This window comes from Leeuwenhoekiella sp. ZYFB001, assembly GCF_011784865.1.
Taxonomy (GTDB): Bacteria; Bacteroidota; Bacteroidia; order Flavobacteriales; family Flavobacteriaceae; genus Leeuwenhoekiella; species Leeuwenhoekiella palythoae.
Genome location: NZ_CP050460.1, coordinates 2,514,104 through 2,538,605 on the forward strand (window position 1 = coordinate 2,514,104; position 24,502 = coordinate 2,538,605).

General features: G+C 38.8%; 26 protein-coding genes. 21 read left to right on the forward strand and 5 right to left on the reverse strand.

The genetic code is table 11. The features are described 5' to 3' along the window. Window positions 1-2: 2 nt before the first annotated feature. Entirely contained in the window at window positions 3-995 is a 993-nt protein-coding gene (locus HCN54_RS10735) for a D-alanine--D-alanine ligase (protein WP_167597803.1), read from the reverse strand. Between the two features lie 208 nt (window positions 996-1,203). Here HCN54_RS10735 and HCN54_RS10740 point away from each other — a divergent pair, with 208 nt between their 5' ends. The 9 genes from HCN54_RS10740 to HCN54_RS10780 all read left to right on the forward strand — a co-directional run bounded on the left by HCN54_RS10740 (window position 1,204) and on the right by HCN54_RS10780 (window position 9,562). Beyond that, the gene (locus tag HCN54_RS10740) at window positions 1,204-1,827 is read left to right on the forward strand and encodes a PASTA domain-containing protein (RefSeq protein WP_072980319.1); all 624 of its coding nucleotides are present in this window, start codon (window positions 1,204-1,206) and stop codon (window positions 1,825-1,827) included. Next, window positions 1,814-2,848 carry an RluA family pseudouridine synthase gene (locus tag HCN54_RS10745; protein WP_072980321.1) on the forward strand — a complete coding sequence of 345 codons (1,035 nt, stop codon included), beginning with the start codon at window positions 1,814-1,816 and terminating at the stop codon, window positions 2,846-2,848. Before HCN54_RS10740 ends, HCN54_RS10745 begins: the two co-directional genes overlap by 14 nt. Before the next feature lie 41 nt (window positions 2,849-2,889). Further along, window positions 2,890-3,075, forward strand: coding sequence for a hypothetical protein (locus HCN54_RS10750; RefSeq protein ID WP_072980323.1), 186 nt, complete (start codon window positions 2,890-2,892; stop codon window positions 3,073-3,075). An 11-nt stretch (window positions 3,076-3,086) separates the two neighbouring features. Continuing rightward, window positions 3,087-3,662, forward strand: a complete 576-nt coding sequence (locus HCN54_RS10755) for a cob(I)yrinic acid a,c-diamide adenosyltransferase (RefSeq protein WP_167597804.1) — start codon at window positions 3,087-3,089, stop codon at window positions 3,660-3,662. Window positions 3,663-3,801: 139 nt separating this feature from the next. After that, a complete protein-coding gene (locus HCN54_RS10760) occupies window positions 3,802-4,023 on the forward strand; it encodes a DUF2795 domain-containing protein (protein WP_009781131.1) in 222 nt (73 codons plus the stop codon). Window positions 4,024-4,255: 232 nt separating this feature from the next. Beyond that, complete coding sequence (gene secA, locus HCN54_RS10765) at window positions 4,256-7,618, forward strand: preprotein translocase subunit SecA (RefSeq protein ID WP_167597805.1); 3,363 nt, start codon at window positions 4,256-4,258, stop codon at window positions 7,616-7,618. 210 nt (window positions 7,619-7,828) lie between these two features. Beyond that, on the forward strand, window positions 7,829-8,137 hold the full coding sequence (locus HCN54_RS10770) for a hypothetical protein (RefSeq protein WP_128755753.1): 309 nt from the start codon (window positions 7,829-7,831) through the stop codon (window positions 8,135-8,137). A gap of 76 nt (window positions 8,138-8,213) precedes the next feature. Further along, window positions 8,214-8,690: a DUF4199 domain-containing protein gene (locus HCN54_RS10775; RefSeq protein ID WP_167597806.1), complete on the forward strand. Its 477-nt coding sequence runs from the start codon at window positions 8,214-8,216 to the stop codon at window positions 8,688-8,690. A 74-nt stretch (window positions 8,691-8,764) separates the two neighbouring features. Further along, window positions 8,765-9,562 carry a Cof-type HAD-IIB family hydrolase gene (locus HCN54_RS10780; protein ID WP_167597807.1) on the forward strand — a complete coding sequence of 266 codons (798 nt, stop codon included), beginning with the start codon at window positions 8,765-8,767 and terminating at the stop codon, window positions 9,560-9,562. A gap of 118 nt (window positions 9,563-9,680) precedes the next feature. Here the strand turns inward: HCN54_RS10780 and HCN54_RS10785 are convergent, their stop codons facing one another. Then, window positions 9,681-10,991 (reverse strand): ABC1 kinase family protein, encoded by a 1,311-nt coding sequence (locus HCN54_RS10785; protein WP_167597808.1) that lies wholly within the window; start codon window positions 10,989-10,991, stop codon window positions 9,681-9,683. A gap of 8 nt (window positions 10,992-10,999) precedes the next feature. Continuing rightward, on the reverse strand, window positions 11,000-11,686 hold the full coding sequence (locus tag HCN54_RS10790) for a TetR/AcrR family transcriptional regulator (RefSeq protein ID WP_167597809.1): 687 nt from the start codon (window positions 11,684-11,686) through the stop codon (window positions 11,000-11,002). 232 nt (window positions 11,687-11,918) lie between these two features. Between HCN54_RS10790 and htpG the strand changes: the two genes are divergently transcribed. The 8 genes from htpG to HCN54_RS10830 all read left to right on the forward strand — a co-directional run bounded on the left by htpG (window position 11,919) and on the right by HCN54_RS10830 (window position 19,082). Continuing rightward, window positions 11,919-13,805 carry a molecular chaperone HtpG gene (htpG, locus tag HCN54_RS10795; protein ID WP_167597810.1) on the forward strand — a complete coding sequence of 629 codons (1,887 nt, stop codon included), beginning with the start codon at window positions 11,919-11,921 and terminating at the stop codon, window positions 13,803-13,805. Window positions 13,806-13,972: 167 nt separating this feature from the next. After that, complete coding sequence (locus HCN54_RS10800) at window positions 13,973-15,373, forward strand: nicotinate phosphoribosyltransferase (protein ID WP_167597811.1); 1,401 nt, start codon at window positions 13,973-13,975, stop codon at window positions 15,371-15,373. A gap of 3 nt (window positions 15,374-15,376) precedes the next feature. Then, complete coding sequence (locus tag HCN54_RS10805) at window positions 15,377-15,901, forward strand: hypothetical protein (RefSeq protein WP_167597812.1); 525 nt, start codon at window positions 15,377-15,379, stop codon at window positions 15,899-15,901. A gap of 9 nt (window positions 15,902-15,910) precedes the next feature. Then, complete coding sequence (gene pncA, locus HCN54_RS10810; RefSeq protein WP_167597813.1) at window positions 15,911-16,519, forward strand: bifunctional nicotinamidase/pyrazinamidase; 609 nt, start codon at window positions 15,911-15,913, stop codon at window positions 16,517-16,519. Beyond that, window positions 16,520-17,233: a DUF429 domain-containing protein gene (locus HCN54_RS10815; protein WP_167597814.1), complete on the forward strand. Its 714-nt coding sequence runs from the start codon at window positions 16,520-16,522 to the stop codon at window positions 17,231-17,233. It begins immediately after the preceding gene. A 200-nt stretch (window positions 17,234-17,433) separates the two neighbouring features. Next, on the forward strand, window positions 17,434-17,841 hold the full coding sequence (locus tag HCN54_RS10820) for a hypothetical protein (protein WP_072980353.1): 408 nt from the start codon (window positions 17,434-17,436) through the stop codon (window positions 17,839-17,841). 66 nt (window positions 17,842-17,907) lie between these two features. Next, complete coding sequence (locus HCN54_RS10825) at window positions 17,908-18,699, forward strand: hypothetical protein (RefSeq protein WP_167597815.1); 792 nt, start codon at window positions 17,908-17,910, stop codon at window positions 18,697-18,699. Between the two features lie 23 nt (window positions 18,700-18,722). Then, entirely contained in the window at window positions 18,723-19,082 is a 360-nt protein-coding gene (locus HCN54_RS10830; protein ID WP_167597816.1) for a DoxX family protein, read from the forward strand. A 60-nt stretch (window positions 19,083-19,142) separates the two neighbouring features. Here the strand turns inward: HCN54_RS10830 and HCN54_RS10835 are convergent, their stop codons facing one another. Further along, window positions 19,143-19,727 (reverse strand): hypothetical protein, encoded by a 585-nt coding sequence (locus tag HCN54_RS10835; protein ID WP_072980359.1) that lies wholly within the window; start codon window positions 19,725-19,727, stop codon window positions 19,143-19,145. A 218-nt stretch (window positions 19,728-19,945) separates the two neighbouring features. Here HCN54_RS10835 and HCN54_RS10840 point away from each other — a divergent pair, with 218 nt between their 5' ends. Together HCN54_RS10840 and HCN54_RS10845 are read left to right on the forward strand one after the other, a co-directional pair. Then, entirely contained in the window at window positions 19,946-20,824 is an 879-nt protein-coding gene (locus HCN54_RS10840) for an AraC family transcriptional regulator (RefSeq protein ID WP_072980361.1), read from the forward strand. A gap of 283 nt (window positions 20,825-21,107) precedes the next feature. After that, window positions 21,108-21,974 (forward strand): helix-turn-helix domain-containing protein, encoded by an 867-nt coding sequence (locus HCN54_RS10845; protein WP_072980364.1) that lies wholly within the window; start codon window positions 21,108-21,110, stop codon window positions 21,972-21,974. Window positions 21,975-22,004: 30 nt separating this feature from the next. Here the strand turns inward: HCN54_RS10845 and HCN54_RS10850 are convergent, their stop codons facing one another. After that, window positions 22,005-22,793: a S1/P1 nuclease gene (locus tag HCN54_RS10850; protein ID WP_167597817.1), complete on the reverse strand. Its 789-nt coding sequence runs from the start codon at window positions 22,791-22,793 to the stop codon at window positions 22,005-22,007. 235 nt (window positions 22,794-23,028) lie between these two features. Between HCN54_RS10850 and HCN54_RS10855 the strand changes: the two genes are divergently transcribed. Further along, a complete protein-coding gene (locus HCN54_RS10855; protein ID WP_167597818.1) occupies window positions 23,029-23,520 on the forward strand; it encodes a hypothetical protein in 492 nt (163 codons plus the stop codon). Window positions 23,521-23,523: 3 nt separating this feature from the next. Then, a complete protein-coding gene (locus tag HCN54_RS10860) occupies window positions 23,524-24,441 on the forward strand; it encodes an alpha/beta hydrolase (protein ID WP_167597819.1) in 918 nt (305 codons plus the stop codon). Window positions 24,442-24,502 lie beyond the last annotated feature (61 nt).

The following is a 24,502-nucleotide window of genomic DNA, read 5'->3' on the forward strand; positions in this document are numbered from 1 at the left end:
GCCTACTGAGACTTTTCACCATTCATTGCCTGCTCAATAACATTATCAAACAAATCTGGCAATGTAATCCCCGCTACCTTTGCCTGCTGCGGGATGATACTCGCAGGACTCAACCCCGGTGTGGTATTCACTTCTAAAAAGTGCGGGGCGCCATTGTGGAAAATAAATTCAGCTCGGGTGAGGCCTTTTAATTTTAAGATCTTAAAGACTTTTTCTGCTTCGCGTTGTACGGCTTCGGTTTGCGCATCGGTAATTCTTGCCGGAGTGATCTCTTGTGATTTACCCTCATATTTTGCCTGATAATCAAAGAAGTCATTGTCGCTAACAATTTCGGTAACAGGAAGCGCCATTACTTTCCCTTGATAATTGATCACGCCAACAGAAACTTCGGTTCCTTCTAAAAAAGATTCAATAATGATCTCATCATCTTCTTTAAACGCCACTTCGATCGCTCCTTCTAATTCTTCGGCACCATAAACCTTAGAAACTCCATAACTACTGCCTGCTTTGTTAGCTTTTACAAAACACGGCAAACCTACTTTATCTAAAATTTCGGTAGCATTAATAACGTCGCCTTTATTCAGCAAATAATTGGTTGCGGTTTTGATTCCATAGGCTTTCAATACGCTGATGCAATCCCGCTTGTTAAACGTAAGCGCCGCTTCATAATAATTACACGCTGTCTGCGGAATCTTCAAAAGTTTTAGATACGCCTGCAATACGCCGTCTTCTCCCGGAGTTCCGTGAATCGTGTTGAATACACAATCAAAGGTGATCTTAGTGCCTTCCACATTAATCGAGAAATCAGCTTTATCAACAGGAATTGGCGGGTGATCGGCGTGTTTACAAAACCAGCCTTCCTTTAAAATATGAATAGGAAATACATTATACTTAGATTGGTCTAGATGTTTGCAAACCGTGTTTCCGCTCAAGATCGAGATATTCACCTCACTGGAAAATCCACCCATCACGACTGCAATATTTTTTTTTGACATAGTAAAAAAGAAAGCTTTACGTTATCTAATAGAAGGCGATCTTAAGATCATCTTCAACTATTGAAAAAACAAGTTTATTTAAGCTCGGTTCACCGAGTAATTTAAGGCTTCAAAGAACGTTATTTTTAGGAAAACTCGGCAAAAAAAATGATTGCAATTGAGCGTCAGCCAATTTTAAACTAAGTTTGTAGCCGCAAAATCGCTCTTTATGGGATTCTTTAAATTTATATTCAGCAAAGCCTTTTTAAAACAGCTCTTGCTGGCGCTACTGGTACTGGTTCTTCTTGTATTTGGTCTGTTGTACTGGCTGCGCGCCTCTACAAATCACGACCAGCGCATCGCCGTGCCAGACCTTAGCAAAATGTCTCTAGGCTTAGTGCAACAAGAACTTGAAAATGCCGACCTAAACTATGTGGTGATCGACTCTTCAAACTACAATCCGGATTATCCTACATACTCAGTGATCGAGCAAAATCCCGCAGCGGGAAAATTTGTAAAAGAAGGTCGAAAAATATATCTGGTACTAAACCCTTCAGGCTATCGTAAAATTGAAATTCCACAGCTGGTAGGTAGAACCCAACGCCAGGTAGAACCAACCTTGCTTGCTTTAGGATTTAAAATAGGAAAAATTGATTACCGCGACCATATAAGCTCTGACGAAGTGCTTGAACTACGCCACGACGGCAAAACCCTCAAAGTGGGTGATGCGTTGCGTAAAACCTCAGTTATTGATTTGGTTGTAGGTAATGGAAAGGGCAGCTACCGCACCTCTGGTGATGCTGCACAAGATGTAATAAATGACGCTGAAGAATTAGACGATGCAGGATTTTAAGACGGAAGGTCCTGATGAGCAGGATGATGAATTGTATGAACATTACAGCTTTACCGCAGGCAAAGGCCAAGAGCCGCTGCGTGTAGATAAATTTCTGATGAATTTTATTGAAAAAGCAACGCGTAATAAAATTCAGCAAGCCGCAAAAAATGGAAACATTCAAGTAAACGGAGCAGTTGTAAAGCAAAATCATAAAGTAAAAGCCAATGATGTGGTTCGGGTTCTTTTTGAACATCCACCCTATGAGTTTTTACTCACGCCTGAGGATATTCCGCTTGACATTGTTTATGAAGATGACACCCTGCTGGTGGTGAATAAACCTGCCGGTATGGTCGTACATCCCGGTCACGGTAATTACAGCGGTACGCTTATTAATGCATTGATCTATCATTTTGATAACCTTCCGGAAAACAGCAGCGGTAGACCCGGTCTTGTGCATCGTATTGATAAGGACACAAGCGGACTTCTCGTAGTCGCGAAGACTGAAGAAGCAATGACGCATCTTGCGAAGCAGTTTTTTGATAAAACCAGTGAGCGTGAATACATAGCGATCGTTTGGGGAAATGTAGAAGAAGATCAAGGAACGGTAGAAGGCCATATAGGCCGTCATCCTAAAAACCGTATGCAAAATACGGTTTACGAAGATGGCGATCAAGGTAAGGAAGCGGTAACACATTACAAGGTTTTAGAACGCTTGGGCTATGTCACTAAGATCTCGTGCAAGCTCGAAACCGGGCGCACGCATCAGATACGTGTGCATATGAAACACATTGGGCACACGCTGTTTAACGACGAGCGCTATGGCGGCGATGTGATACTAAAAGGCACCACCTTTACCAAGTACAAGCAATTTGTAGAAAACTGCTTTAAAGTACTCCCCAGACAAGCCTTACACGCAAAAACTTTAGGCTTTGAACATCCTAAAACCGGTGAGTGGTTGCGCTTTGACAGTGCGATCCCAGAAGATATGGAAGCCTGTATCGAAAAATGGCGCAGTTATGCTAAACACGCAATGGAATAGCGCTATTGCCTTGGCCATTTTAATTTAAGTACCTTTGACGTATGCTCGATTTCATTCCAGATAATTTACAATCAATTCTCATTATTGTGGTTTTGGCAGTGCTTTTTCTTGCGGTTATGGCCAACAATAAACGCAATCAAAGTAAATTAAGAGACCGCCGGAAACGCAATTTTAAAACAGATTATTTCAATCTTAAGAAAGAGCGCGAAGACGAATCTAAATCCTAAAAACTTTAGCTGTGAAAATCTATACTAAAACCGGAGACAAAGGTACCACTGCACTCTTTGGCGGCACGCGCGTATCTAAACACAACATACGTATTGAAAGCTACGGCACCTTAGACGAACTCAACTCCTATTTAGGCTTGTTGCGCGATCAGGAAATAGATGCGCATAGCAAAGCTACTTTGATCTCTATTCAGGAAAAACTATTTGTCATCGGGGCAATTCTGGCGACCGATCCTGAGAAAGCGGTTTTAAAAAATGGCAAAGAGCGCCTGAATATCGAAAAAGTAAGTGAAGCTGATATCCAGCTTTTAGAACAGGAAATGGATGCGATGGATGCTCAGCTTCCACCTATGACGCATTTTATACTCCCCGGAGGACATCAAACTGTGTCATTCTGTCACGTAAGCCGTGCGGTATGCCGCAGAGCTGAAAGACTCGCAACGGCTCTTTATCAAGAAGTTCCGTTTGAAGAAAACGCGCTAAAATACTTAAACCGCCTTTCTGACTACCTCTTTGTACTGGCACGGAAGTTGTCTAAAGACTTGCAAGCCGAAGAGATTAAATGGATTCCTGAAAAGAAGGGTTAAAACATAGAAAAATTAGGCTTAACCCTCGTAATCACAATAGATTACAGACGTTCATAAAAATAATTTTGAATTAACATTCAATTTTCTTGGATTTTACGTTAATAAATTTATTTTTGCAAAAAAATAAATACGTTAACTTATGTACTGGACATTAGAACTAGCTTCTCATTTGAGCGACGCACCTTGGCCTGCAACCAAAGATGAATTGATTGATTATGCGATTAGAACGGGAGCACCATTAGAAGTTGTTGAGAACTTACAAGCTATGGAGGATGAAGGTGACTCTTATGATTCGATTGACGAAATATGGCCAGACTATCCGTCTGAAGACGACTACCTCTGGAATGAGGATGAATACTAGATTTTACAACATTCTAAACATAAAGAAGTCTCGCAATGAGGCTTTTTTTTTGCTTAAATTTGAAGTGCAAAATAGAAGAATTCAGTTTTAAAAATTCTTCAGAAGAATAAAGAAATTTTCATCGTAAAAAATGAAAATCAAAATAACTCCTGAGACTTCAGGATTACATGAAATTAATTTTTCCCTTTAAAACGAAACCACAGGTTTTGTTGGGATAAAAGAACTACCAATTATGGGATTATTAGACAAAGTATTAAAGGTTTTTGTAGGTGACAAATCCAAACAAGATGTCGCTGCCATTCAACCTATTGTTGATAAAATTAAAAGTTTTGAAGCGCAGCTTGAAGCGTTAACGCACGATGAGCTGCGTCAGAAGACCACAGAATTCAAAGCTAAAATCGCAGATGCACTTTCTGATACTAACGCAACACTACTTCAGTTAGAGAAAGAAGCTGATGAGACCGAAGACATTGACCGCAAAGAGGAAATCTACGCGGAGATCGACAAACTTAAAGACGAGTCTTACAAAATTAGCGAAGCAGTCCTAAACGACATTCTTCCCGAAGCTTTTGCTGTGGTTAAAGAAACCGCAAAACGCTTTGTTCATAATCCGCAATTGAAAGTTACTGCAAGTGCTTTTGATCGCGAAATAAGCGCAGAAAAAGACTACGTACAACTTGACGGTGATGATGCGATCTGGTCTAACAGCTGGGATGCTGCCGGAAAGCCTATCACTTGGGATATGATTCATTATGACGTGCAGCTCATAGGTGGTGTAGCTATGCACCAGGGTAAAATTGCAGAGATGCAAACCGGTGAAGGTAAAACATTAGTGGCAACGCTTCCGGTGTATCTAAACGCACTTACCGGAAATGGTGTACACTTGGTAACGGTTAACGACTACTTAGCGAAACGTGATAGCGCTTGGATGGCACCGTTATTTAACTTTCACGGACTCACAGTAGACTGTATCGATTACCACAGGCCTAATTCAGCTTCTCGAAGAAAAGCTTACGCTGCTGATATCACCTATGGTACAAATAACGAATTTGGTTTTGATTACTTGCGTGATAATATGGCGCACGCACCAAACGATCTGGTACAACGCGCTCCTAATTATGCGATCGTCGATGAGGTCGACTCGGTATTGGTAGATGATGCGCGTACACCCTTGATCATTTCAGGACCTGTACCCAAAGGAGATCAACACGAGTTTGATGCATTAAAGCCAAAAATTGATAGCCTGGTAAGCCTTCAGCGTCAACAATTGACAGGAACTTTAGCCGAAGCAAAAAAGCTCATTTCAGCAGGCGACACCAAAGAAGGTGCTATTCTTCTATTGCGCGTATACCGCGGTCTTCCAAAGAATAAAGCGCTGATTAAGTATTTGAGTGAAGAAGGAATTCGTCAACTTTTACAGAAGACCGAAAACCATTATATGCAAGATAACAATCGCGAGATGCACGTGATTGATTCTGAATTATACTTCACCATTGATGAAAAGAACAACCAGATCGAATTGACCGATAAAGGTATCGATCACTTATCTGGAAAAGAAGATCCTAATTTCTTCATTATGCCAGAAATGGGCGTTGAGATCAGCAAGATCGAAAACGCAAATCTTTCCACCGAAGAAGAAGCTGAAAAGAAAGAGGAACTCTTTAGAGAATTCAGTGTAAAAAGCGAGCGTATTCACACGATGAATCAGCTGTTAAAAGCCTATACTTTATTTGAAAAAGACACCGAATATGTGGTGATGGACAATAAAGTGAAAATCGTTGATGAGCAAACCGGCCGTATTATGGACGGGCGTCGTTACAGCGATGGTTTACACCAAGCGATCGAAGCAAAAGAGAATGTAAAGATCGAAGATGCTACGCAAACTTTTGCAACGGTAACCCTTCAGAATTACTTTAGAATGTATCGCAAACTTTCGGGTATGACGGGTACTGCAGTAACAGAAGCAGGCGAATTCTGGGAAATCTACGAATTGGATGTTGTTGAGATTCCTACCAACCGCCCGATTGCCAGAGATGACAAAGACGATAAAGTTTATAAAACCAAGCGTGAAAAATACAATGCTGTTATTGATGAAGTACAGCTTCTGGTACAAGCCGGAAGACCGGTACTTATCGGTACGACTTCGGTAGAAATTTCTGAGATCTTGAGCAGAATGCTTTCGATGCGAAAAATTCAGCATAATGTATTGAACGCCAAATTGCATAAAAAGGAGGCCGATATTGTTGCCGATGCAGGTAACGCAGGTCAGGTAACCATCGCTACCAATATGGCGGGTCGTGGTACCGATATTAAATTGAGTAAAGAAGTAAAAGATGCTGGAGGTCTTGCAATTATAGGTACTGAGCGTCACGATTCGCGTCGTGTAGACCGCCAGTTACGTGGTCGTTCTGGACGTCAGGGAGATCCGGGTAGCTCCCAATTCTACGTGTCGCTTGAAGACAACTTAATGCGATTATTCGGTTCTGAACGAATCGCTAAAATGATGGACCGTATGGGACTTCAGGAAGGTGAAGTAATTCAGCACGGAATGATCTCTAAGTCTATCGAGCGTGCGCAGAAAAAAGTTGAAGAGAACAACTTTGGAGTACGTAAACGTCTTCTGGAGTATGATGATGTGATGAATGCGCAACGTGAGGTGATTTACAAGCGTCGTTATCACGCACTATTTGGTGAGCGTCTTCGCGTAGATGTTGCCAATATGATCTACGATACTTCTGAAGTGATCGCCGAAACAAATAAAATGGCGCAGGACTTTAAGAACTTTGAGTTTGAATTGATTCGTTTCTTCTCGATGAGCAGTCCGGTTGACGAAGCGCAATTTGCGAGTTCGTCTGCAAAACAGCTTGCAGTCACCGTTTACGATGCCGCGCTAAAGCACTACAAAGAAAAAATGGAGCGCAACGCCGCTACTGCCTTCCCTATCATTAGTAATGTCTATGAAAATCCGGAAAGCAACTATGAGCGTATCGTGGTTCCTTTCTCTGATGGAACTAAAGAACTTAAAGTCGTTACCAATTTAAAAGACGCTTATGAGTCTCAAGGTAAACAACTGATTACCGACTTTGAGAAAAACATTACCCTTGCGATTATTGATGATGCTTGGAAAACGCATTTACGCAAGATGGATGAATTGAAACAAAGTGTGCAGCTTGCGGTGCACGAGCAAAAAGATCCATTATTGATCTATAAGTTTGAAGCTTTTGAGTTATTCAAACAGATGATCGATCAGGTGAATAAAGATGTGATTTCCTTCTTATTTAAAGGAGAGCTACCGGTTCAGCAGCAAAATCAAATTAGAGAAGCGCGTCAAGTACGTCAAACAGAACAAACGCAAACTTCTAAAGAAGAAATTCCTAATCTTGATGAACGTGCCGCACAAAGTCGTGCAGCAAGTGGCAACACGCAACCTCAGCGTCAGCAAGTGACTGAGACCATCACCCGTGAGCGTCCTAAAATAGGCCGTAATGATAAAGTAACGATCAAGCACGTGATGAATGGGGAGAACAAGACCATGAAGTTTAAACAAGCCATTCCACTTCTTGATAAAGGCGATTGGGTGCTTGTAGATGAGTAATAGTATTAGACTTCAAACAGTAAAAAAGTTCGGTTAACAACCGGACTTTTTTTGTGAATAACTATTTGCAATCTGTTGGTTTTAATCTTTACATAAACTTAATATTGCAGCCTTTTGAGCCTGAAGAATACCCCTAGTTTTGTAACCTAAAACCTTATTATTTTGTTTTCTAAAGAACGTCTACACAACGAGTTAATCCAATCTACAAACATGTCTGCAGTAGAGCTGCGTGCGTGGTTGCGCACCGATATTGCTCCTATAACTGTGGCCAATTATAAGGATGCTCCATCATTGGATCAATCTAATAAATTGCTGACGATTCTGATGAAAAACACCGAAGAGCTTACCAGAACAGATTGCTTTTTTATTCAGAGTATTTTGCAACGCATTAAGTATTTAAAAAACAATCGCAGCAAAGAGGGATATGCGCGTCTTGATTGGGAAAATAGCTTACGCAGCTTAGGCTATGATATCAAGAAGCAACTAAAGCCTGCTAAAAAGTCAAAGGCTTACCACTAATTATTTTTGCGGCAGCTTTTTTAATTTTTAGAGAATTACACTACCTTCAATACCCTATTTGGTAGCTTCTAATCGTATGAAAAATTTTAGACTTGAACTCAAGTGGGCGGTGATCTATACGCTCACATTACTCCTTTGGATGGTTTTTGAACGGCTTATGGGCTGGCACGATGAGCATATTGATATGCACCACATCTACACCATGCTGTTCTACATTCCGGCGATCATTTTGTATTATTTCGCTTTAAGTGATAAACGCAATAATTTTTACGGAGGTATCATCACATTTAAACAAGCTTTTTTAAGCGGCTTAATACTTTCAATCTTTATTGCACTGCTTGCAGCGCCGGCACAATACATCACCAGTACTTATATTACGCCTCAGTATTTTGACAATGTGATTGCTTACGCTGTAGAAAGTGGCAAAATTGCTCCGGAAGAAGCTGCTTCATTCTTTAACCTTAAAAGCTACATCATTCAGTCTGTAGCCGGAAGCCTTGCCTTCGGTCTTATTTTAAGTGCTCTTGTGGCATTTTTTGTAAAAAGAAAATGATAAGATCATTTTAAATCTTTCGGCAAAAATCTGCATTGGGTTATCTTTGAAGGATGACAAAGAAAATTCAATTAATGTGTTCTGATATAGACGGAACACTTCTTAACGCTAAACGCGATATTGCCCCTGAAACTGCTGCTGCAGTTAATAAACTTCCTCAAGATTTCCCGATTATTCTGGCCTCTTCTAGGATGCCTTCGGCAATGTATTATTTACAGGAAAAAATTGGACGTTTGGGAAGCCCGATCATCAGCTACAATGGTGGTCTCGTGCTAGATGGTAAAGGAAACAAGCTTTACAGCCAGACGGTTTCTCTTGATTTTCTTGAAACGGTAATTCAACATCAGCAGGATTACGACTACAACATCAGCACCTATTGCACCGATACGTGGCGTACCGCAAAATCAGATTACTGGACTTTGCGAGAAATTAGAAGTACTCGTGTAGAACCCGTTTATACGCCGCTTAACGAGCACGTAGCTGTTTTAAAAGCCATTGACGAACAACCGCATAAAATTATGTGTATGGGTTCACCAAAGGCTTTAGATAGTCTGATCGCGCTTCTTCGTGAAAAACACGGTAATGAAGCACACTTTTACCGCTCAAAAGATGTGTATGTGGAGATCACTCCAAAAAACATTGATAAAAGCAGTGCGCTAGCGACTTTGATCGATAAAAACTATGGTTTAAAACTAAGTGATGTAATTGCTTTTGGCGACAACTTTAACGACACTACAATGATCAAGAATGTAGGTCTTGGCGTTGCAGTTGCTAACGCAGCGCAGGAGGTAAAAGATGTTGCAGATTATGTAAGTGAATACACTAACAAAGAACACGCGGTAGCAAAAGCGATTGAAAAATTCCTCATTTAAAACCGCATTAAGAGATTACACGATTATCTAATCTCGATCATTTGGCAAAAAAAGAGAGGCGCAACTTCAACCAATCAGTGCGCCTCTCAAAACAACCTAACCAATAATCTTCAATCTCTTAATCTAAATAGTTTTTATAATTGTTCACTTTGATTTTGGCACCTAAGTCGTGCATCAAGTTATACAAACCAAAAAACGTGCGGTTGATGTAGAGGAAATGTTTACTTCCACGGTTCCCGTTCATTTTTCGAAGTTGGGTGTCCTTAGAGTATTTATCACTTAAATCTGCAATTTGAGCAAAGAAACTTTCATCACTAAAGTCAAAGGTTTCGAGGTGAAAGGGCTTCGTGAACAAGCTTAACATTTCGTGAAACAATGCAGAAAAGAACGCAGTTTCTTCGGCAGAATCGCTTGTTTTTAAAATTTCAAGCTCAAGCATTTTCGCTTTAAATATTTCAGGGTCGTTAATATTTTCAGGCTTCGCTAATTCAAAATAAGGCGTATAAAATTCCTGCGGAACTTTTTTAATACATCCAAAATCGATCGCGATAAGTTTATGATCATTATCAACCAAAAAGTTTCCGGGATGAGGATCTGCGTGAACCTGTTTTAGATGATGCATTTGAAACATATAAAAATCCCATAAAGCTTGCCCAATTTTGTCCGCAGCTTCCTTATCCGTATTTACCTGAGTAAATTCACTAAGATGCACACCCGTCATCCAGTCCATAGTAATGATGCGCTCACTGGATAGCTCAGGATAGTATTTGGGAAACCTTAAGTCATCAATCACACTGCATTGCTTGGTAATTTCTTGACTTTGCTTTACCTCTAGCAAATAATCTGTTTCTTCAAGCAGTTTTTCTTCAACTTCCTTAAAGTACTTTTCCTTATCCTTTCCTTTTAAATTGAACATTCGAGTAGCGATTGGCTTCACTAGAGCCAAATCGCTACTGATGCTGTCTGCAACGCCGGGGTATTGAATTTTCACAGCAAGTTTTTTCCCATCTAAAGTAGCTTGATGTACTTGACCGATGCTCGCAGCATTAACACTATCTTTCTCGAATGTATCGTATAAATCTTCAGGATATTTATCTAGATATTTTTTAAATGTTTTGCGTACCAAAGCCGCAGAAAGTGGCGGTACTGAAAACTGAGATAGGGAAAATTTCTCAACATACGCCTTAGGCAGAATGTTCTTTTCCATACTCAGCATTTGCGCGACTTTAAGCGCACTACCCTTTAAACTTTTGAGTCCGTCATAGATATCTTCAGCATTTTCATCATCAAGCGTTTCTCGTGTAATGCTAGAGTCAAAGGCTTTTTTGCTATAATACTTAGCATAGTTCCCTCCCACCTTCACACCGGTTTTCACCAGCTGTGATGCGCGAGAAAGTTTATTGGTAGGTATGTGATCAATCGTTTTCATACCGTCTCTTATTTAGTTCTTGAAAAGTTTTCTTTAAACAGAAATTTTCCGAAATCAAGAACGCTTTCTAAAGGCGTTGTATTAAATACGTCAAAAATGGCGTTTACGGATTTCTCGATAGCCACATCTGTTTTTTCAAAACGTGCCGAATTATCATCCATCCAATATTTCAGTAGAAATAAGGTCTGCAACCAAGCACCTTCACTAAAAATAGAAACCGGATTCTTAGTTAACCTTGACGACTTATTTTCATTATCCTTTTCGATTAAATCGCTTGCAAACTCGCGCACTTTTAAGCGCAAATCTCTGAGTTGCGCTAAACTTTTTAAACTGTTTTTCTGTTCTTGTAATGCAAAAAGCACATAGCTGCGATTTGCGGTCAACACTTCAAAAAACGTATAGAAAAAAGAAAGCATTTTCTCTTTGTTAGGATACGTAACATAATCAGGATTTTTATGAAGAACTTGAATGGTGTTATCATAAAACGCTACCCATACGGCTTCACGGATGCCTTGAAACGAACCAAAGAAATTGTAGAACGCTCCCTCTTCAATATTGTGATCTTTACAGAATTTAAATACCGAAGCCGGTTTGTGCCCGTGCTCTAACACGTACTCCATATACATCGTCATTACCGCAGTTGCAGTAAGCTTCGGAGCCTTTTTTGTTGTGGTTGCTTTTTTTGTAGTCGCCATAATCTTAATGTTTAAGCTGTTGTAAATTTAAATAATGTTTAATCTTACTTCAAAGACGTTAAACAAAAGCTTTAGTTAAAGTTCTTTCAGTTTAAATGAAAGTTGTGTCAGTTTGTCATTTCATTTGCTTTGGTATTTTTTTTGAAATCCGCACCACACAAAATGGTTCACACCTATCAATCTTATAATTAATTAAAACCGAAACACTCGGTTTAAAAATTTTAAATACACTATGTCTACAGGTAAAATCAATGTTGCTGTTGAGAACATTTTTCCGTTGATCAAAAAGTTCTTGTACAGTGATCACGAAATTTTCTTGCGTGAATTAATTTCAAACGCAACTGATGCTACACTAAAACTTAAGCACTTGACCAACATTGGCGAAGCCAGCGTTGAATATGGCAATCCGGTAATTGATGTAAAAATCGATAAGGATGCCAAAACTTTGAGCATTACCGATCAAGGTATTGGTATGACCGAAGAAGAAGTTCAGAAGTATATTAATGAAGTTGCTTTTTCTGGCGCTGAAGAATTTTTAGATAAATACAAAGATACCGCAAAGGATAGTGGCATTATCGGACATTTTGGTCTTGGTTTCTACTCCGCTTTTATGGTAGCGCGCAAGGTGGAGATCATCACAAAATCATATAAAGATGCGCCTGCTGTAAAATGGGAGTGCGACGGTTCGCCGGAATTCACGATCTCTCCTGCTGAAAAAGACGTTCGTGGTACAGAAATCATTCTTCATATTGCTGAAGATTCTGAAGAGTTTCTTGAAGAGAACCGCATCAGCGAACTCTTAACAAAATACAATAAGTTTATGCCGGTGCCGATTAAGTTTGGTACTAAAGAAGAAACGCTTCCGCTTCCTGAGGATGCTCCAGAAGATGCAGAAGCAGAAACTAAAACGGTTGATAACATCATCAACAACCCTGATCCGGCGTGGACTAAGCAGCCTACTGATCTTGAGGAAAAAGATTATAAAGACTTTTACCGAGAGCTCTACCCAATGCAATTTGAAGAGCCGCTTTTCCATATACATTTAAATGTAGATTACCCGTTCAATTTAACCGGTATTCTTTACTTCCCACGTTTGGGACAGGATATGAATATTCAGAAAGATAGAATTCAGCTGTACCAAAATCAGGTTTTTGTAACTGATAATGTTGAAGGAATCGTTCCTGAATTCTTAACGATGCTTCGTGGGGTAATTGACTCTCCAGATATTCCGCTTAACGTATCACGTTCCTATCTGCAAGCCGATGGCGCTGTTAAGAAAATCTCAAGCTACATCACCCGTAAGGTAGCAGATAAACTGAAGTCGCTTTTCAATGAAGATCGTGAGGATTTTGAAAAGAAATGGAACGACATCAAAGTAGTGATAGAATACGGAATGTTGAGCGAAGATAAATTCTTCGACAAAGCAGACGCTTTTGCGCTTTACCCTACCGTTGACAATACTTACTACACTTTTGCTGAACTTCAAGAGAAGATCAAAGAAAATCAGACCGACAAAGACGGGAAGCTAGTTGTGCTTTACGCCTCTAATCAAGATGCGCAGCATCAATACATTCAAGCTGCAAAAGATAAAGGCTACGAAGTCTTATTACTAGACTCGCCAATTGTTTCTCACTTGCTTCAAAAGCTTGAAACTTCTAAAGAGAACATCAGCTTTGTACGTGTAGATGGTGACGACATCAATAACCTGATCAAAAAGGATGAAGAGCAAATCTCTAAGCTTTCTGATGATGAAAAAGAAAGTCTAAAGACCTTGCTTGAAGAAACGATCAATGATAAGTCGTATACTGTAAAACTTGAGGCGATGGATAGCAACTCAGCGCCATTTATGATCACACAGCCTGAGTTTATGCGTCGTATGAAAGAAATGCAAGCAACCGGCGGTGGCGGTATGTTTGGAATGGGCAATATGCCAGATATGTATAACTTGGTAGTCAACACGAATAGTGAACTGGTAGGTGAGATTTTAAACACCAAAACCAAGAAAAAACAAGAACGCCTCATCACACAATCTATGGATTTGGCACGTTTATCTCAGGGCTTGCTTAAAGGCGAAGCTTTAACTAACTTTGTTAAACGCTCCTATGAGATGATCAAATAGGCAGTTAGATCTTAGATTTGAGACACCTGGATCTAAAACCCTGACTTCATAAGGAAAACCGCTCTAACTGAGCGGTTTTTTTATGCCCGAATTCTAACGATACTTTAACCCATTTCATCCTGCGATTACACCTTAAAATGTTAACTTCACTTCACCAAATAGTTAGAATGTTTCAGTTTACCGCTACATATACTGATCTGTACCAGTTGAGTATGGCTCAGGTATATTTTAATAAAAATCAAAACCAGCAAGCCGTTTTTGATTACTTTTTTAGAAAACTCCCCTTTAATGGTGGTTATGCTATTTTCGCCGGGTTAGAAGAACTTATCTCGATCATCGAAGACTTGCGCTTTACGGAGGCAGATCTAAAATACCTCAAGCAACACGATTTTGAACCTGAGTTTTTAGCGTATTTAAAGGACTTTCGCTTCCGCGGAACTATTAATGCAATGTCTGAAGGCGAAATCGTTTTCCCTACTGCACCTGTCTTACAGGTAGAAGCCAACCTCATCGAAGCGCAAATCATTGAAACTATACTGCTAAATACCTTAAACTTTCAAACACTTATCGCAACCAAAGCGAGCCGAATACGCAATGTTGCCGGTGATAAAACCTTACTCGATTTTGGATTGCGCAGAGCGCAAGGGCCAGGAGGATATTATGCATCTCGTGCTGCTATGATTGGCGGTTTTGACGGAAGCAGCAATGTGATCACGGGTAGAGATTATGGTTTTCCCATCAGCGGAACGATGGCTCACGCCTTTGTACAAAGTTATGATGACGAACTAACCGCATTTAGAGATTTTGCAGAACACAGACCGAAAAATTGTGTGCTTTTGGTAGATACTTATGACACCCTAAAAAGCGGAATGCCCAATGCGATTACTGTTGCTAAAGAAATGGAACAACGCGGTCAAAAGCTGCTTGCAATTCGCTTAGACAGTGGTGACCTGGCTTACCTTGCTAAACGCTGCCGAAAGATGCTAGACGATGCAAACTTAACATACGTAAAGATTGCTGCTTCCAATCAGTTAGATGAATATGTCATTCAAAGTTTGCAAAATCAAAATGCTCCTATTGATGTTTATGGCGTAGGAACCAATCTCGTAATTGGTAAACCCAACGGTGCTTTAGATGGCGTTTATAAGCTCTCTTTCGCTAATGGTAAACCACGCATTAAAATTTCAGAAAGTATCTCAAAAGTGACGCTTCCGCATAAAAAACAAGTGTATAGAATCTCAACAGAAGACCATACTTTAATAGGTGCAGATGCAATCGCTTTAGCAAATGAGAACAGTGTTTCTCGTATGTATCATCCTGTTGAACCTTTTAAAAATCTCAGTATTGAAGGTTTAACGCAAACACCTATGCTGCAACCTATAATGCAAGAAGGCAAACGCTTGTATCCTGAAAAATCAGTACAGGAAGTGGCTGCTTTCAGCAAAAAACAACTTGCTGCTTTACCCGAAGAATTTAAACGATTTGACAATCCACATATTTATAAAGTAGGTATTAGCAATCAGCTCAAAGAAGAGCGTGATCGCTTGATCGCCGCACATAAAAACTAAGCTATGAAACTCTTTACAATCTGCCTTTTTTTAGTAACACTAACGCTTCCTGCAAATGCTCAAGAGACGAATACAAAAGCTCTTTTAACCCAGAATGAAAATGAAACGTGGCTTCAAGAATATCAGCAACTCGAAGATTCTGAAGAAAAGCTGAAAATGATCAAAGCCAAGATTCTTTACGATGCGCAATTTGTAGGGCCGCGTCCCGGCATTTCGTTAACCGGTTTAAATGAAGAACAACGCCAAGCTTTAAAGGAACGCGAAAGCAAGAAGCCAAAAGTTACCGCTGATTGTAAAATCCTTTTTGTGTTACAGGCAACGCAATCTCATATTTTGGATTTAGAAAAAAGTCCGCAATACAAATCATTAGTGGAACACTTAGAAACGTTTTCGATTTCTGACACCATCTTGACGGGCACTAGTGCGTCTGCGATCTACGGATCTCGAGCACGTTGTGGTGTAGTTCTTTTGAAAACCGAAGATTCTAAGGCGCTCGACTATTTAGAAAATATAAACAACCAGAAATAACCAATACTTATGAAAGCCCTCGTCATCATTGATATGCAAAACGATTTTATGCCCGGTGGATCGCTTGCCGTTCCCGGTGGAGATCAAATCATTCCTTTGGTAAACAAACTTCAGGAAAAATTTGATTTGGTCATTGCTACGCAAGACTGGCATCCTGAAAATCACAGTAGCTTTGCAGACAATCATCACGACAAAGAAAATTTTGACACGACCGTGATAGATGGTTTGGAGCAAACCTTATGGCCGGTACATTGTGTGCAAACTACTGATGGCGCAGACTTTCATCCACATATGAACGCAGCGCGTATTGAAGCTATTTTTAGAAAAGGAACAGATCCAGCAATAGACAGTTATAGCGGCTTTTATGATAATGCGCATAAAAAAGCTACAGGACTTACCGGATATCTTAAAGGAAAAGGCGTCACTTCACTTTACTTTTGTGGTTTAGCTGCAGAATATTGTGTGAGTTTTTCGGTGCTTGATGCACTTGAAGAAGGCTTCAAAGTAACCCTTTATGAAGATGCAACCCGCGCGTTAGATGAGGCTGCATTTGAAAAAATGAAAACTCAAATCATCGAAAAAGGAGGCCGACTAAAGTTGGCCGGTGAGCTCGTATAAATGATTGCAGGTGGAATTGATGGTTGCAAAGCGGGCTGGCTTTTAATTTGGAAGGATCAGCAAGGCTATCAATATTCCCTCTTAGATCGAATTGACGATTTGGAGCATTGTGTAAAGAATGCTGCACGGTTTTTTATTGATATTCCCATCGGGCTTTCTTCTGAAAAGTTTTACCGAAGCATCGAGGTCAAACTCCGTAAAGAGCTAAAAAGCAGAAGTGCCACAATATTTAATGCGCCTTGTAGAGCAGCCGTTTATGAAGTGGATAAGAAAAAGGCTAAAGAACTTAATAAACGCATTTTAGGGAAAAGTCTTTCAGAGCAAACGCTTAATATAAAAGACAAGATCTTAGAAACAGATCGTTATATAATTACTTCAAAAAGCACTAGTATTCAATTGCTGGAAAGTCATCCTGAAATTTGTTTTAAATACCTCAATCAAGGCCAAATTCTGTTGTCAAAAAAAAGTCAAAAGGAAGGAGTTGAGCAAAGGCTTGACCTACTTGCCCGGCTTGATCCTGAAGCAAAGATTCTGTACGAACGTATATTCGCAGAGACCAAAAGAAATCAAGTAAAGCGCGATGACATTCTTGACGCTCTGTGCCTCTGTCTTGCGAACCAAATAGGCTTAAAAACTCAAACCCATTTTATCACTGATGAAAATCAAGTTGATGCTCAGGGAATTCCTGTAAAACTGGCGTACGCCAGACTTTAGACATCGTTTATGACGGGATTTCCCCCCAATTTTCAAGTTTATTATCAACAAAACCGTTTTACTCTTTATCAAGTGCAAGGTTTCTTGTACTTTTAGAACATATTATTTCACAGACTTATTATTTTATTATTCTTCTCTTACCAAAGTCGAGAATCCTCCCCCTAAATAGAAATGATGAGTATTTAAATATTTAGGATTGTATGAAATTATTATACAAAAAGAGGAGGCTATATCTCAATCTGGCTATAGGTATTGTCTGGATAATTTTATTTATTCTGAAATTACTTTATACAGAACCGCATAACATCTGGTTACTAGACTATTATATGCCTGTGCTAAGTGTGCTTTATTTAGGGCAGTTTCTATACCAATACCATTATCAATACCTTATCGTAACCGATACTGAGATCATTAGAAATCATCTTTTCTTCGGAAAAAAAATCCCGTTGAATGCTGTAGAACGGTTCTACACTAATAATTTAGGGGATTATGTGATTGAAGGTGCTGGTAAAAAAATCAAGATCAACCCAATCATTGTCAATCAAAAATCGCTGCAAGAATTTAAGGGGTTCACCCGCACCTTATCGATAGCAACTGAAATTCATTAGAAATTCAAATTATTTTCTGTAAGTTCTGTTTCAAATTTCTACTATTCATAAAACGAAATTTGAATTATGAATAAATCTATCTTTTTACTGCTTACACTCGCGATCCTATCGTGTAAACAAAACAACTCAGAAGAATCTAAAGATGTTCCTAAGCAAGAACAACAGGTAACTACTACTTCAAATCCTTTTGTTGACAAAATCGCCAGCGCTCATAACAAAGCGGCGTTTGCTGCACAAGAGGCCGTAGCTTTTGATCTTCAATTGATGTTTGGCGGAAATGAACGCATCAACGCCACGATTAGCCTGCTTACAAACAGCAGTAAGATACGAATAGATAAAACAGACGGTACCCAATTGATTTATGACGGATCTCAAGTTTACAGTGCTCCACAAGGCGCAATACCTGATGGGGCCCGTTTTGATATTTTTACCTGGCCTTACTTTTTTGCCTTTCCATTTAAACTCCAGGATCCGGGCGTGAACATTCAGCAATTAACCAATGATACTGAAGGTCAGTTTAAGTTGACTTTTGAAGGTGGCACCGGTGATACTCCTGATGACTGGTATATTGGCTACTTGGATGAAGAAAACCGCGTAGAAGCAACCGCTTATATTGTAACCTTTGGTGATAAAACTATTGAGAATGCTGAAGCAGCACCGCACGCGATCGCTTATTCTGATTATAAAGAAATAGAACAAGTACCGCTAGCTACTACTTGGAAATTTTATAACTGGTCTGAAGAAAAAGGAGTTTTTGGCGATCCTATTGGCGAAGCCCAACTGCGTAACATCCGATTTTTTGAAGTTGATGATGGTTTTTTTGAAAAGCCAGAATCTTCAGATGTTGTAAATTACTAAATTAAACTTGTAAACTATATATTATGCATTATCCTTGGCATCTCTATTTAATGGCAATTATGTACATAGTCGCCGGTCTAATGCATTTTATAAAGCCCAAAGCGTATATGCGCATTATGCCGCGCTACCTTCCTGCACATAAACCATTAGTCTTTTTAAGTGGGTTTGCCGAGATCCTATTAGGTATAGGTATTTGCATACCCCTATTCAAGAATTGTGCAATCTACGGTATCGTGGCTATGCTCATTAGTTTTTTTCTTGTACACTTTTATATGCTTTCTTCTAAAAAAGCAGGAATGAATTTACCTAAATGGCTACTTTGGGCTCGTGTAGGTTTGCAATTTCTTCTGATTTACTGGGCGCTCTTCTATTTAAAATATTAAACAAAAAAAAAGCCTTGTTGCAGTTGCAACAAGGCTTTTCTAATTACTAGGGTTATAAACTTATTTGATAGCGATTTGCTTTGAGAAATAATCTTTCCCAATTGAGACACCAATTCTGTAGTTTCCAGCAGGCAACTCTTCAAAGTTAAGAGCTTGCTTAACTACTAGGTTTGTATCAGACATAGACTCAATGATTGCACCAGTCTCGTCATAAACACGTGTAGTTGTTTTTACCTCTTTAGGATTCGTAAATGATATCATTACGATGTCATTCTCCACTCGGTAATTAGGCTTAAAGATGGTTTTACTTTCATCTTTAACAATGTCTAATCCTTTAAACTCTTTTTTGATCGTAGTGTATGATTTAGCATAATCATCCTCATAGATCAAGTAGTATTTACCTACCGGTAATTCTTCTAAGCTTAAAGTTTTAGAATCATTAGCTACGCTTCCTGCATACTCACTGTAAAGACGCTCTCCATCAACATCCTCAAGATAAATCTGAGCTCCCTCAATTGCATTAGTGTACTCTACTTTTACCATGAAGTTCTCATTCACTGTAACTGCAATTCCGTCTGCTGCATTGGCGTTTAGAGTAAGGGCTAAAGTCAATGCGAATACCAAAGTTTTAATAGTTGTTTTCATAGGTTTGGTTTTTTGTGAGTGATTTAATTTATTCACATTACAAATGTATGGCGCAAAACCAGCCTGAAATAGAACCCATTGTGCAATTTTATGTGCTATATTAACCTTAAACCAATATTAAAATTTAAATTTGTGAAAAACCTATATATTTAGGTTAATATAGCATAAGTCACAGGTTAAAGCCTTGGCTACCTTTATACTAAATTAACAGGAATATTATGATAAAATCCCCAAAACCAGCCTTTGAGAAAATAGAACCAGGTTTTGGAAGCTCTTTTTCCTACCGTACTTACGATGAAAATCACGAAAACAACAGTCATAATTTCTGGCACTATCATCCTGAACTTGAGCTTGTTTACGTAAAAGGAGGTACCGGCAAGCGCCAAGTGGGCAGTCACATCTCTTATTATAGAAATGGCGAACTCATACTTATTGGTTCTAATTTACCCCACTGTGGCTTTACAGACTCCTTGAATAACTACGAGCGCGAAACAGTGATTCAGATGCGTCCGGACTTCTTAGGTGAGTCTTTTTTTAATATTCCTGAAATGCGCAGCATCAAAGCCCTGTTTGAGCGTGCTAAAATGGGCATTGTTTTTCACGGCGAACTCAAACGAATCATAGGTTCTAAGATCGAAACTTTAAAGTCGCTTTCTAATTATGAACGTCTTTTAGGCCTTCTAGATATCTTAAAACAATTAGAATCTGCAGAAAAGTACACGGTTCTTAATGCTCAGGGTTTTATCCTAGAGACCGAACTTCAAGACAATAACCGCATCAATATTATCTTCAATTTTGTCAAAGAAGAGTTTAAACGTCAGATCACACTCGAAGAAATTTCAGAATTGGTGAGTATGACCGTTCCGGCGTTTTGTCGCTACTTTAAAAAAATTACAGGAAAGACCTTTACCCAATTTGTAAATGAATATCGACTGGTGCACGCGGCCAAACTACTTCACGAAAAACCCATAAGTATCACTGATGTTTGTTTTGAAAGTGGCTTTAACAACTTCAGTCATTTTAATAAACAATTCAAAAAATTTACGGGAAAAACACCTTCTACTTATAGAAACGAGTTGAAATTCATCGTGTCATAATTTTTTACAAAAACTTTAACATTATTGGCTAAATCGAATAAATAGGCTAACTCACAGCGATTAATATTGAAATCATTGATTTTTAACTATTTGTTTAAAAATTAATGATACTTAAATCCCTAACTTGGAATAACTGATAGAACGTTATTTTAAAGATTTAGAATCAGAATAAATTAGAGGTCAATCATTAGCTCTAGTAAATTTCTCTAAAATTTCTTGTAACTTTTACAACAGTCCTTAGACAAATTTTCACCCCTTATTTAATCTAAATCCTACAAGTGCCATGATACAACTTAATTGGCAAGACATATTTATCATTGATCGATTTTCTACGTCGAGATGGGATGCTGTAAATAAAGGTGACATTTATTTTCAGATCTTGTTTATTGAAGAAGGTAGCGGTCGTATTACGATTGATCACAAAGTGACCTCTTACAAGAGTCGTGATATATTTGTCTTTGCAAAGAATGAAGTCCCAGACATCAAAACTCACGAAACTACAACGTTTATTATTTTCAAATTCACTGATCTGCTTTTCTCCAGCAAAGTGAGTCTACCAGACAAACAAAACTGGTTACGTCGTAGTGAATTTATTCTTAATCATCCTAAACGTAAATTTCAGGAAGCGCTTAAAAATATTGAAGATCGTGACCTTATATGGCGTATTCTATTTTTTATCAGAAAAGAAAACACGGCCAAAGAGCAATATTATTTGCAAATTATTGCCAATATGGTAAGTACGATACTCAGTATAATCGCTCGAAATGTTACTGAGAAAAATCCGGAGCATATTACCCCAAAATCTACTAAGAAAAATGAGCGCATTGATGAGATCTATGCGTACATCAGGTATAATATTTATGATACCAATTTGCTCAAGATTTCTGCAATTGCTAAACACTTTCATATTACGAGTAGTACACTCAGCAATTACTTCAAGAAAGAAACAGGAAACTCCTTGCACAATTATATCTTACTGTACAAGTTAGAAATTGCTAAAGACCGTCTTTTAAATTCTGATTTTACGGTTTCGCAAATAGCGATCCAATTAGGATTTACAGATGAAAGTCATCTCACCCGTATCTTTAAAAAATATTGCGACGCAACGCCGAAACAATATAAAGATAGCCACGTACTGGCTGACGAGTAAGTGGCTAGAGTTTCTTAAGGTCTTAACTTACTATTTAAAAATCTCATTCAAGACAGCTGCCAGGCGCACGCCGCCTTTTTGAAGCTGCTCTTGAATGATATGGTAGTTATCTGCTTGATAGCGATAGCTAAGCTTCTCTCCTATTTCTGCAGATGCATAAACCATTTCCGCGAGATCCTGGCCTTCACTAACCCAGTCTAATACATCACCTGAAGTAAGTGCCTTATATTCGGTTTTTGAAACCTCACCAAAATTAGTCGCTAATTCACTATAAGACATCCCATAGCTTTCGATCATTTTGGTGTCCCAAAGCGAGTGTAAATTCGTTCCGTCGTTAAACCAGCGAACTTGAAAATCGTTCCCGCCTTTATCTTCAGCGCGACCTAAATGTAGAGGTTGGTGTAAATCTCCAATAAAATGAACGAGCATTTTTAAATAAAAGGCTTTTTCTTCCTCTGAAGATTCATCAGAAAGTAAAATCTCCTTACAAGTTCTTATTCCTTGTACAAGATCGCCATATTCATTTTTATCAGCTTCAGCATAGGTTAAGCCAGGTGCTATATTTACGTAATGCCAGCTGCTGTACTTTCTATATTCTTCATAGCTTTTAATTTCATCTCCATAAGTTGAAACAGTAACTAAGGTTTCTGCACCCAAAAGTTTTTCAATTGCCTTTCTAGTTTTCGGTTTTAAGTATTTAGTCGCTATTGCAGCTACTGCACGGTGGCCTTTACTTCCCCAATCTTCGTCGCTACCCATTGCTTTTACGTTAAAAGCTAAACTCAATATAATACCAAATGCTAAAAATCTTCTTTTCATTGTTGCTAATTTTCGGCAAAAATAAGCCATCACACTTCTTTACCCGCACGCAACTAAGGTTAATTTGGAATATGAAATTAAATAGAAAAAGCACCGTTATAGACCTACATTAATCAGGGACTTCCTTCTGCGGTCAAACTTTTAGCCTTATCTTATCTTAAAATTTGTGTAAGACTTTCATCAACTAGATATCTTTGTTTTAGTTTGTGGCATTATTTTTAATAGATTATTCTGTATGAAAACATTTAAAGAAATACAGCGATTTGATCAATGGTGGTTACGCTTACTCCTAGTAGTAATTCTCGCAATTGCCGTAAGTCCGCTTGTTTTAGATTGGGATAATTTAAAATTTTCTAAGTTCGAGATCGCTTCTGTGATTCTCAGCATTTTAGTGATTTTAGGCCTCTTTCTTGGCTTTTGGTATATCTTCAAATTAGAAACCACAATAGACGAAAAAGGAATTACATATCGCTTTGTTCCTTTTCATATCAAGTCAAGGTTTAAAGCTTGGAGCGAAATTAAGAGCGCGAAAATTCGCAAATACAATCCTATCAGAGAATACGGCGGTTGGGGCTACCGTATTTCATTCACTAAGCGAAAAGCCCTAACTACCAAAGGCAGAAAGGGACTTCAATTGGTTTTTAACGATGGTAATGAGTTACTATTAGGCACACAATATCCCGAGAAAATTGATGCCTTATTAACACACTATTCAAAATTGAAATAAGGTATGCGGCTTGTTTTCATTATAGGTCTGATGTTAGCGGTTAGCACTGCTCATAGTCAAGACCCTACATCTTCTGAAATTAGAATTAATGAGTTTATCTCCGGGACACTGCTTCAACCTGTAAAGCAAACTGATACGTTAGCCATTATAATTGCCGGTTCAGGACCTACAGATCGCAATGGCAATCAGCAAATGATGCAAAACAATAGCCTCAAGCAACTAGCTCAGCAGCTTACCAAAAACGGTTTTGCTACGTTTAGATATGACAAACGCCTTTTTGCTTTAATGCGTCAAAATGCACTGATAGAAGAACAACTCAGCTTTGATGATTTTGTTAGCGATGCTGCTTCTACGGTAAATTATTTTGAGCAAGATTTTAAAACAATTGTATTGATCGGGCATTCTCAGGGAGCCTTAATTGCAAAGCTCGCAGCACAACAGACTAAGGTCAGTAAGTTAGTTTCTATTGCCGGTGCCGGTCAGGCGATAGATCTTGTTATTCTTGATCAGATCACAAAGCAAGCTCCCGGTTTAGCAGAAAATGCGCAACAAGCATTAACCGATTTAAAAGAGACCGGAACTTCTAAAAACTACAATCCTGCTTTAGCGTCCATTTTTAGACCTTCTGTGCAACCCTTTATGAAAAGTTGGATCAAGTATGATCCTGCTGAAGAGATCAGCGCGCTAGATATCCCTATACTTATTGTTACGGGAACTAAAGATCTTCAAGTTCCACTTAAGGAAGGCGAACTTTTAAAAGAGGCGCAACCCAAGGCAGAATATGCGACAATTGAAAGCATGAATCACGTTCTCAAAACCATTGAAGGTGATGATATCGAAAATTCAAAATCTTACAACGAAGCATCTCGACCGATCAATACCGAATTGATCAAAGAAATTACCAGATTTATCAGAGAGTAACGTTAGTTCCAAGGTAAAATATAGATGAAGCAATTGTACATTTTTCCGCTGTACAATAGGC

Excerpts from the sequence above, each read along its gene's own strand:
- HCN54_RS10735 (WP_167597803.1), bottom strand. The coding sequence starts at position 995 with ATGTCAAAAAAAAATATTGCAGTCGTGATGGGTGGATTTTCCAGTGAG.
- HCN54_RS10740 (WP_072980319.1), top strand. The coding sequence starts at position 1,204 with ATGGGATTCTTTAAATTTATATTCAGCAAAGCCTTTTTAAAACAGCTC.
- HCN54_RS10745 (WP_072980321.1), top strand. The coding sequence starts at position 1,814 with ATGCAGGATTTTAAGACGGAAGGTCCTGATGAGCAGGATGATGAATTG.
- HCN54_RS10750 (WP_072980323.1), top strand. The coding sequence starts at position 2,890 with ATGCTCGATTTCATTCCAGATAATTTACAATCAATTCTCATTATTGTG.
- HCN54_RS10760 (WP_009781131.1), top strand. The coding sequence starts at position 3,802 with ATGTACTGGACATTAGAACTAGCTTCTCATTTGAGCGACGCACCTTGG.
- secA (WP_167597805.1), top strand. The coding sequence starts at position 4,256 with ATGGGATTATTAGACAAAGTATTAAAGGTTTTTGTAGGTGACAAATCC.
- HCN54_RS10770 (WP_128755753.1), top strand. The coding sequence starts at position 7,829 with ATGTCTGCAGTAGAGCTGCGTGCGTGGTTGCGCACCGATATTGCTCCT.
- HCN54_RS10775 (WP_167597806.1), top strand. The coding sequence starts at position 8,214 with ATGAAAAATTTTAGACTTGAACTCAAGTGGGCGGTGATCTATACGCTC.
- HCN54_RS10780 (WP_167597807.1), top strand. The coding sequence starts at position 8,765 with ATGTGTTCTGATATAGACGGAACACTTCTTAACGCTAAACGCGATATT.
- HCN54_RS10785 (WP_167597808.1), bottom strand. The coding sequence starts at position 10,991 with ATGAAAACGATTGATCACATACCTACCAATAAACTTTCTCGCGCATCA.
- HCN54_RS10790 (WP_167597809.1), bottom strand. The coding sequence starts at position 11,686 with ATGGCGACTACAAAAAAAGCAACCACAACAAAAAAGGCTCCGAAGCTT.
- htpG (WP_167597810.1), top strand. The coding sequence starts at position 11,919 with ATGTCTACAGGTAAAATCAATGTTGCTGTTGAGAACATTTTTCCGTTG.
- HCN54_RS10800 (WP_167597811.1), top strand. The coding sequence starts at position 13,973 with ATGTTTCAGTTTACCGCTACATATACTGATCTGTACCAGTTGAGTATG.
- HCN54_RS10805 (WP_167597812.1), top strand. The coding sequence starts at position 15,377 with ATGAAACTCTTTACAATCTGCCTTTTTTTAGTAACACTAACGCTTCCT.
- pncA (WP_167597813.1), top strand. The coding sequence starts at position 15,911 with ATGAAAGCCCTCGTCATCATTGATATGCAAAACGATTTTATGCCCGGT.
- HCN54_RS10815 (WP_167597814.1), top strand. The coding sequence starts at position 16,520 with ATGATTGCAGGTGGAATTGATGGTTGCAAAGCGGGCTGGCTTTTAATT.
- HCN54_RS10820 (WP_072980353.1), top strand. The coding sequence starts at position 17,434 with ATGAAATTATTATACAAAAAGAGGAGGCTATATCTCAATCTGGCTATA.
- HCN54_RS10825 (WP_167597815.1), top strand. The coding sequence starts at position 17,908 with ATGAATAAATCTATCTTTTTACTGCTTACACTCGCGATCCTATCGTGT.
- HCN54_RS10830 (WP_167597816.1), top strand. The coding sequence starts at position 18,723 with ATGCATTATCCTTGGCATCTCTATTTAATGGCAATTATGTACATAGTC.
- HCN54_RS10835 (WP_072980359.1), bottom strand. The coding sequence starts at position 19,727 with ATGAAAACAACTATTAAAACTTTGGTATTCGCATTGACTTTAGCCCTT.
- HCN54_RS10840 (WP_072980361.1), top strand. The coding sequence starts at position 19,946 with ATGATAAAATCCCCAAAACCAGCCTTTGAGAAAATAGAACCAGGTTTT.
- HCN54_RS10845 (WP_072980364.1), top strand. The coding sequence starts at position 21,108 with ATGATACAACTTAATTGGCAAGACATATTTATCATTGATCGATTTTCT.
- HCN54_RS10850 (WP_167597817.1), bottom strand. The coding sequence starts at position 22,793 with ATGAAAAGAAGATTTTTAGCATTTGGTATTATATTGAGTTTAGCTTTT.
- HCN54_RS10855 (WP_167597818.1), top strand. The coding sequence starts at position 23,029 with ATGAAAACATTTAAAGAAATACAGCGATTTGATCAATGGTGGTTACGC.
- HCN54_RS10860 (WP_167597819.1), top strand. The coding sequence starts at position 23,524 with ATGCGGCTTGTTTTCATTATAGGTCTGATGTTAGCGGTTAGCACTGCT.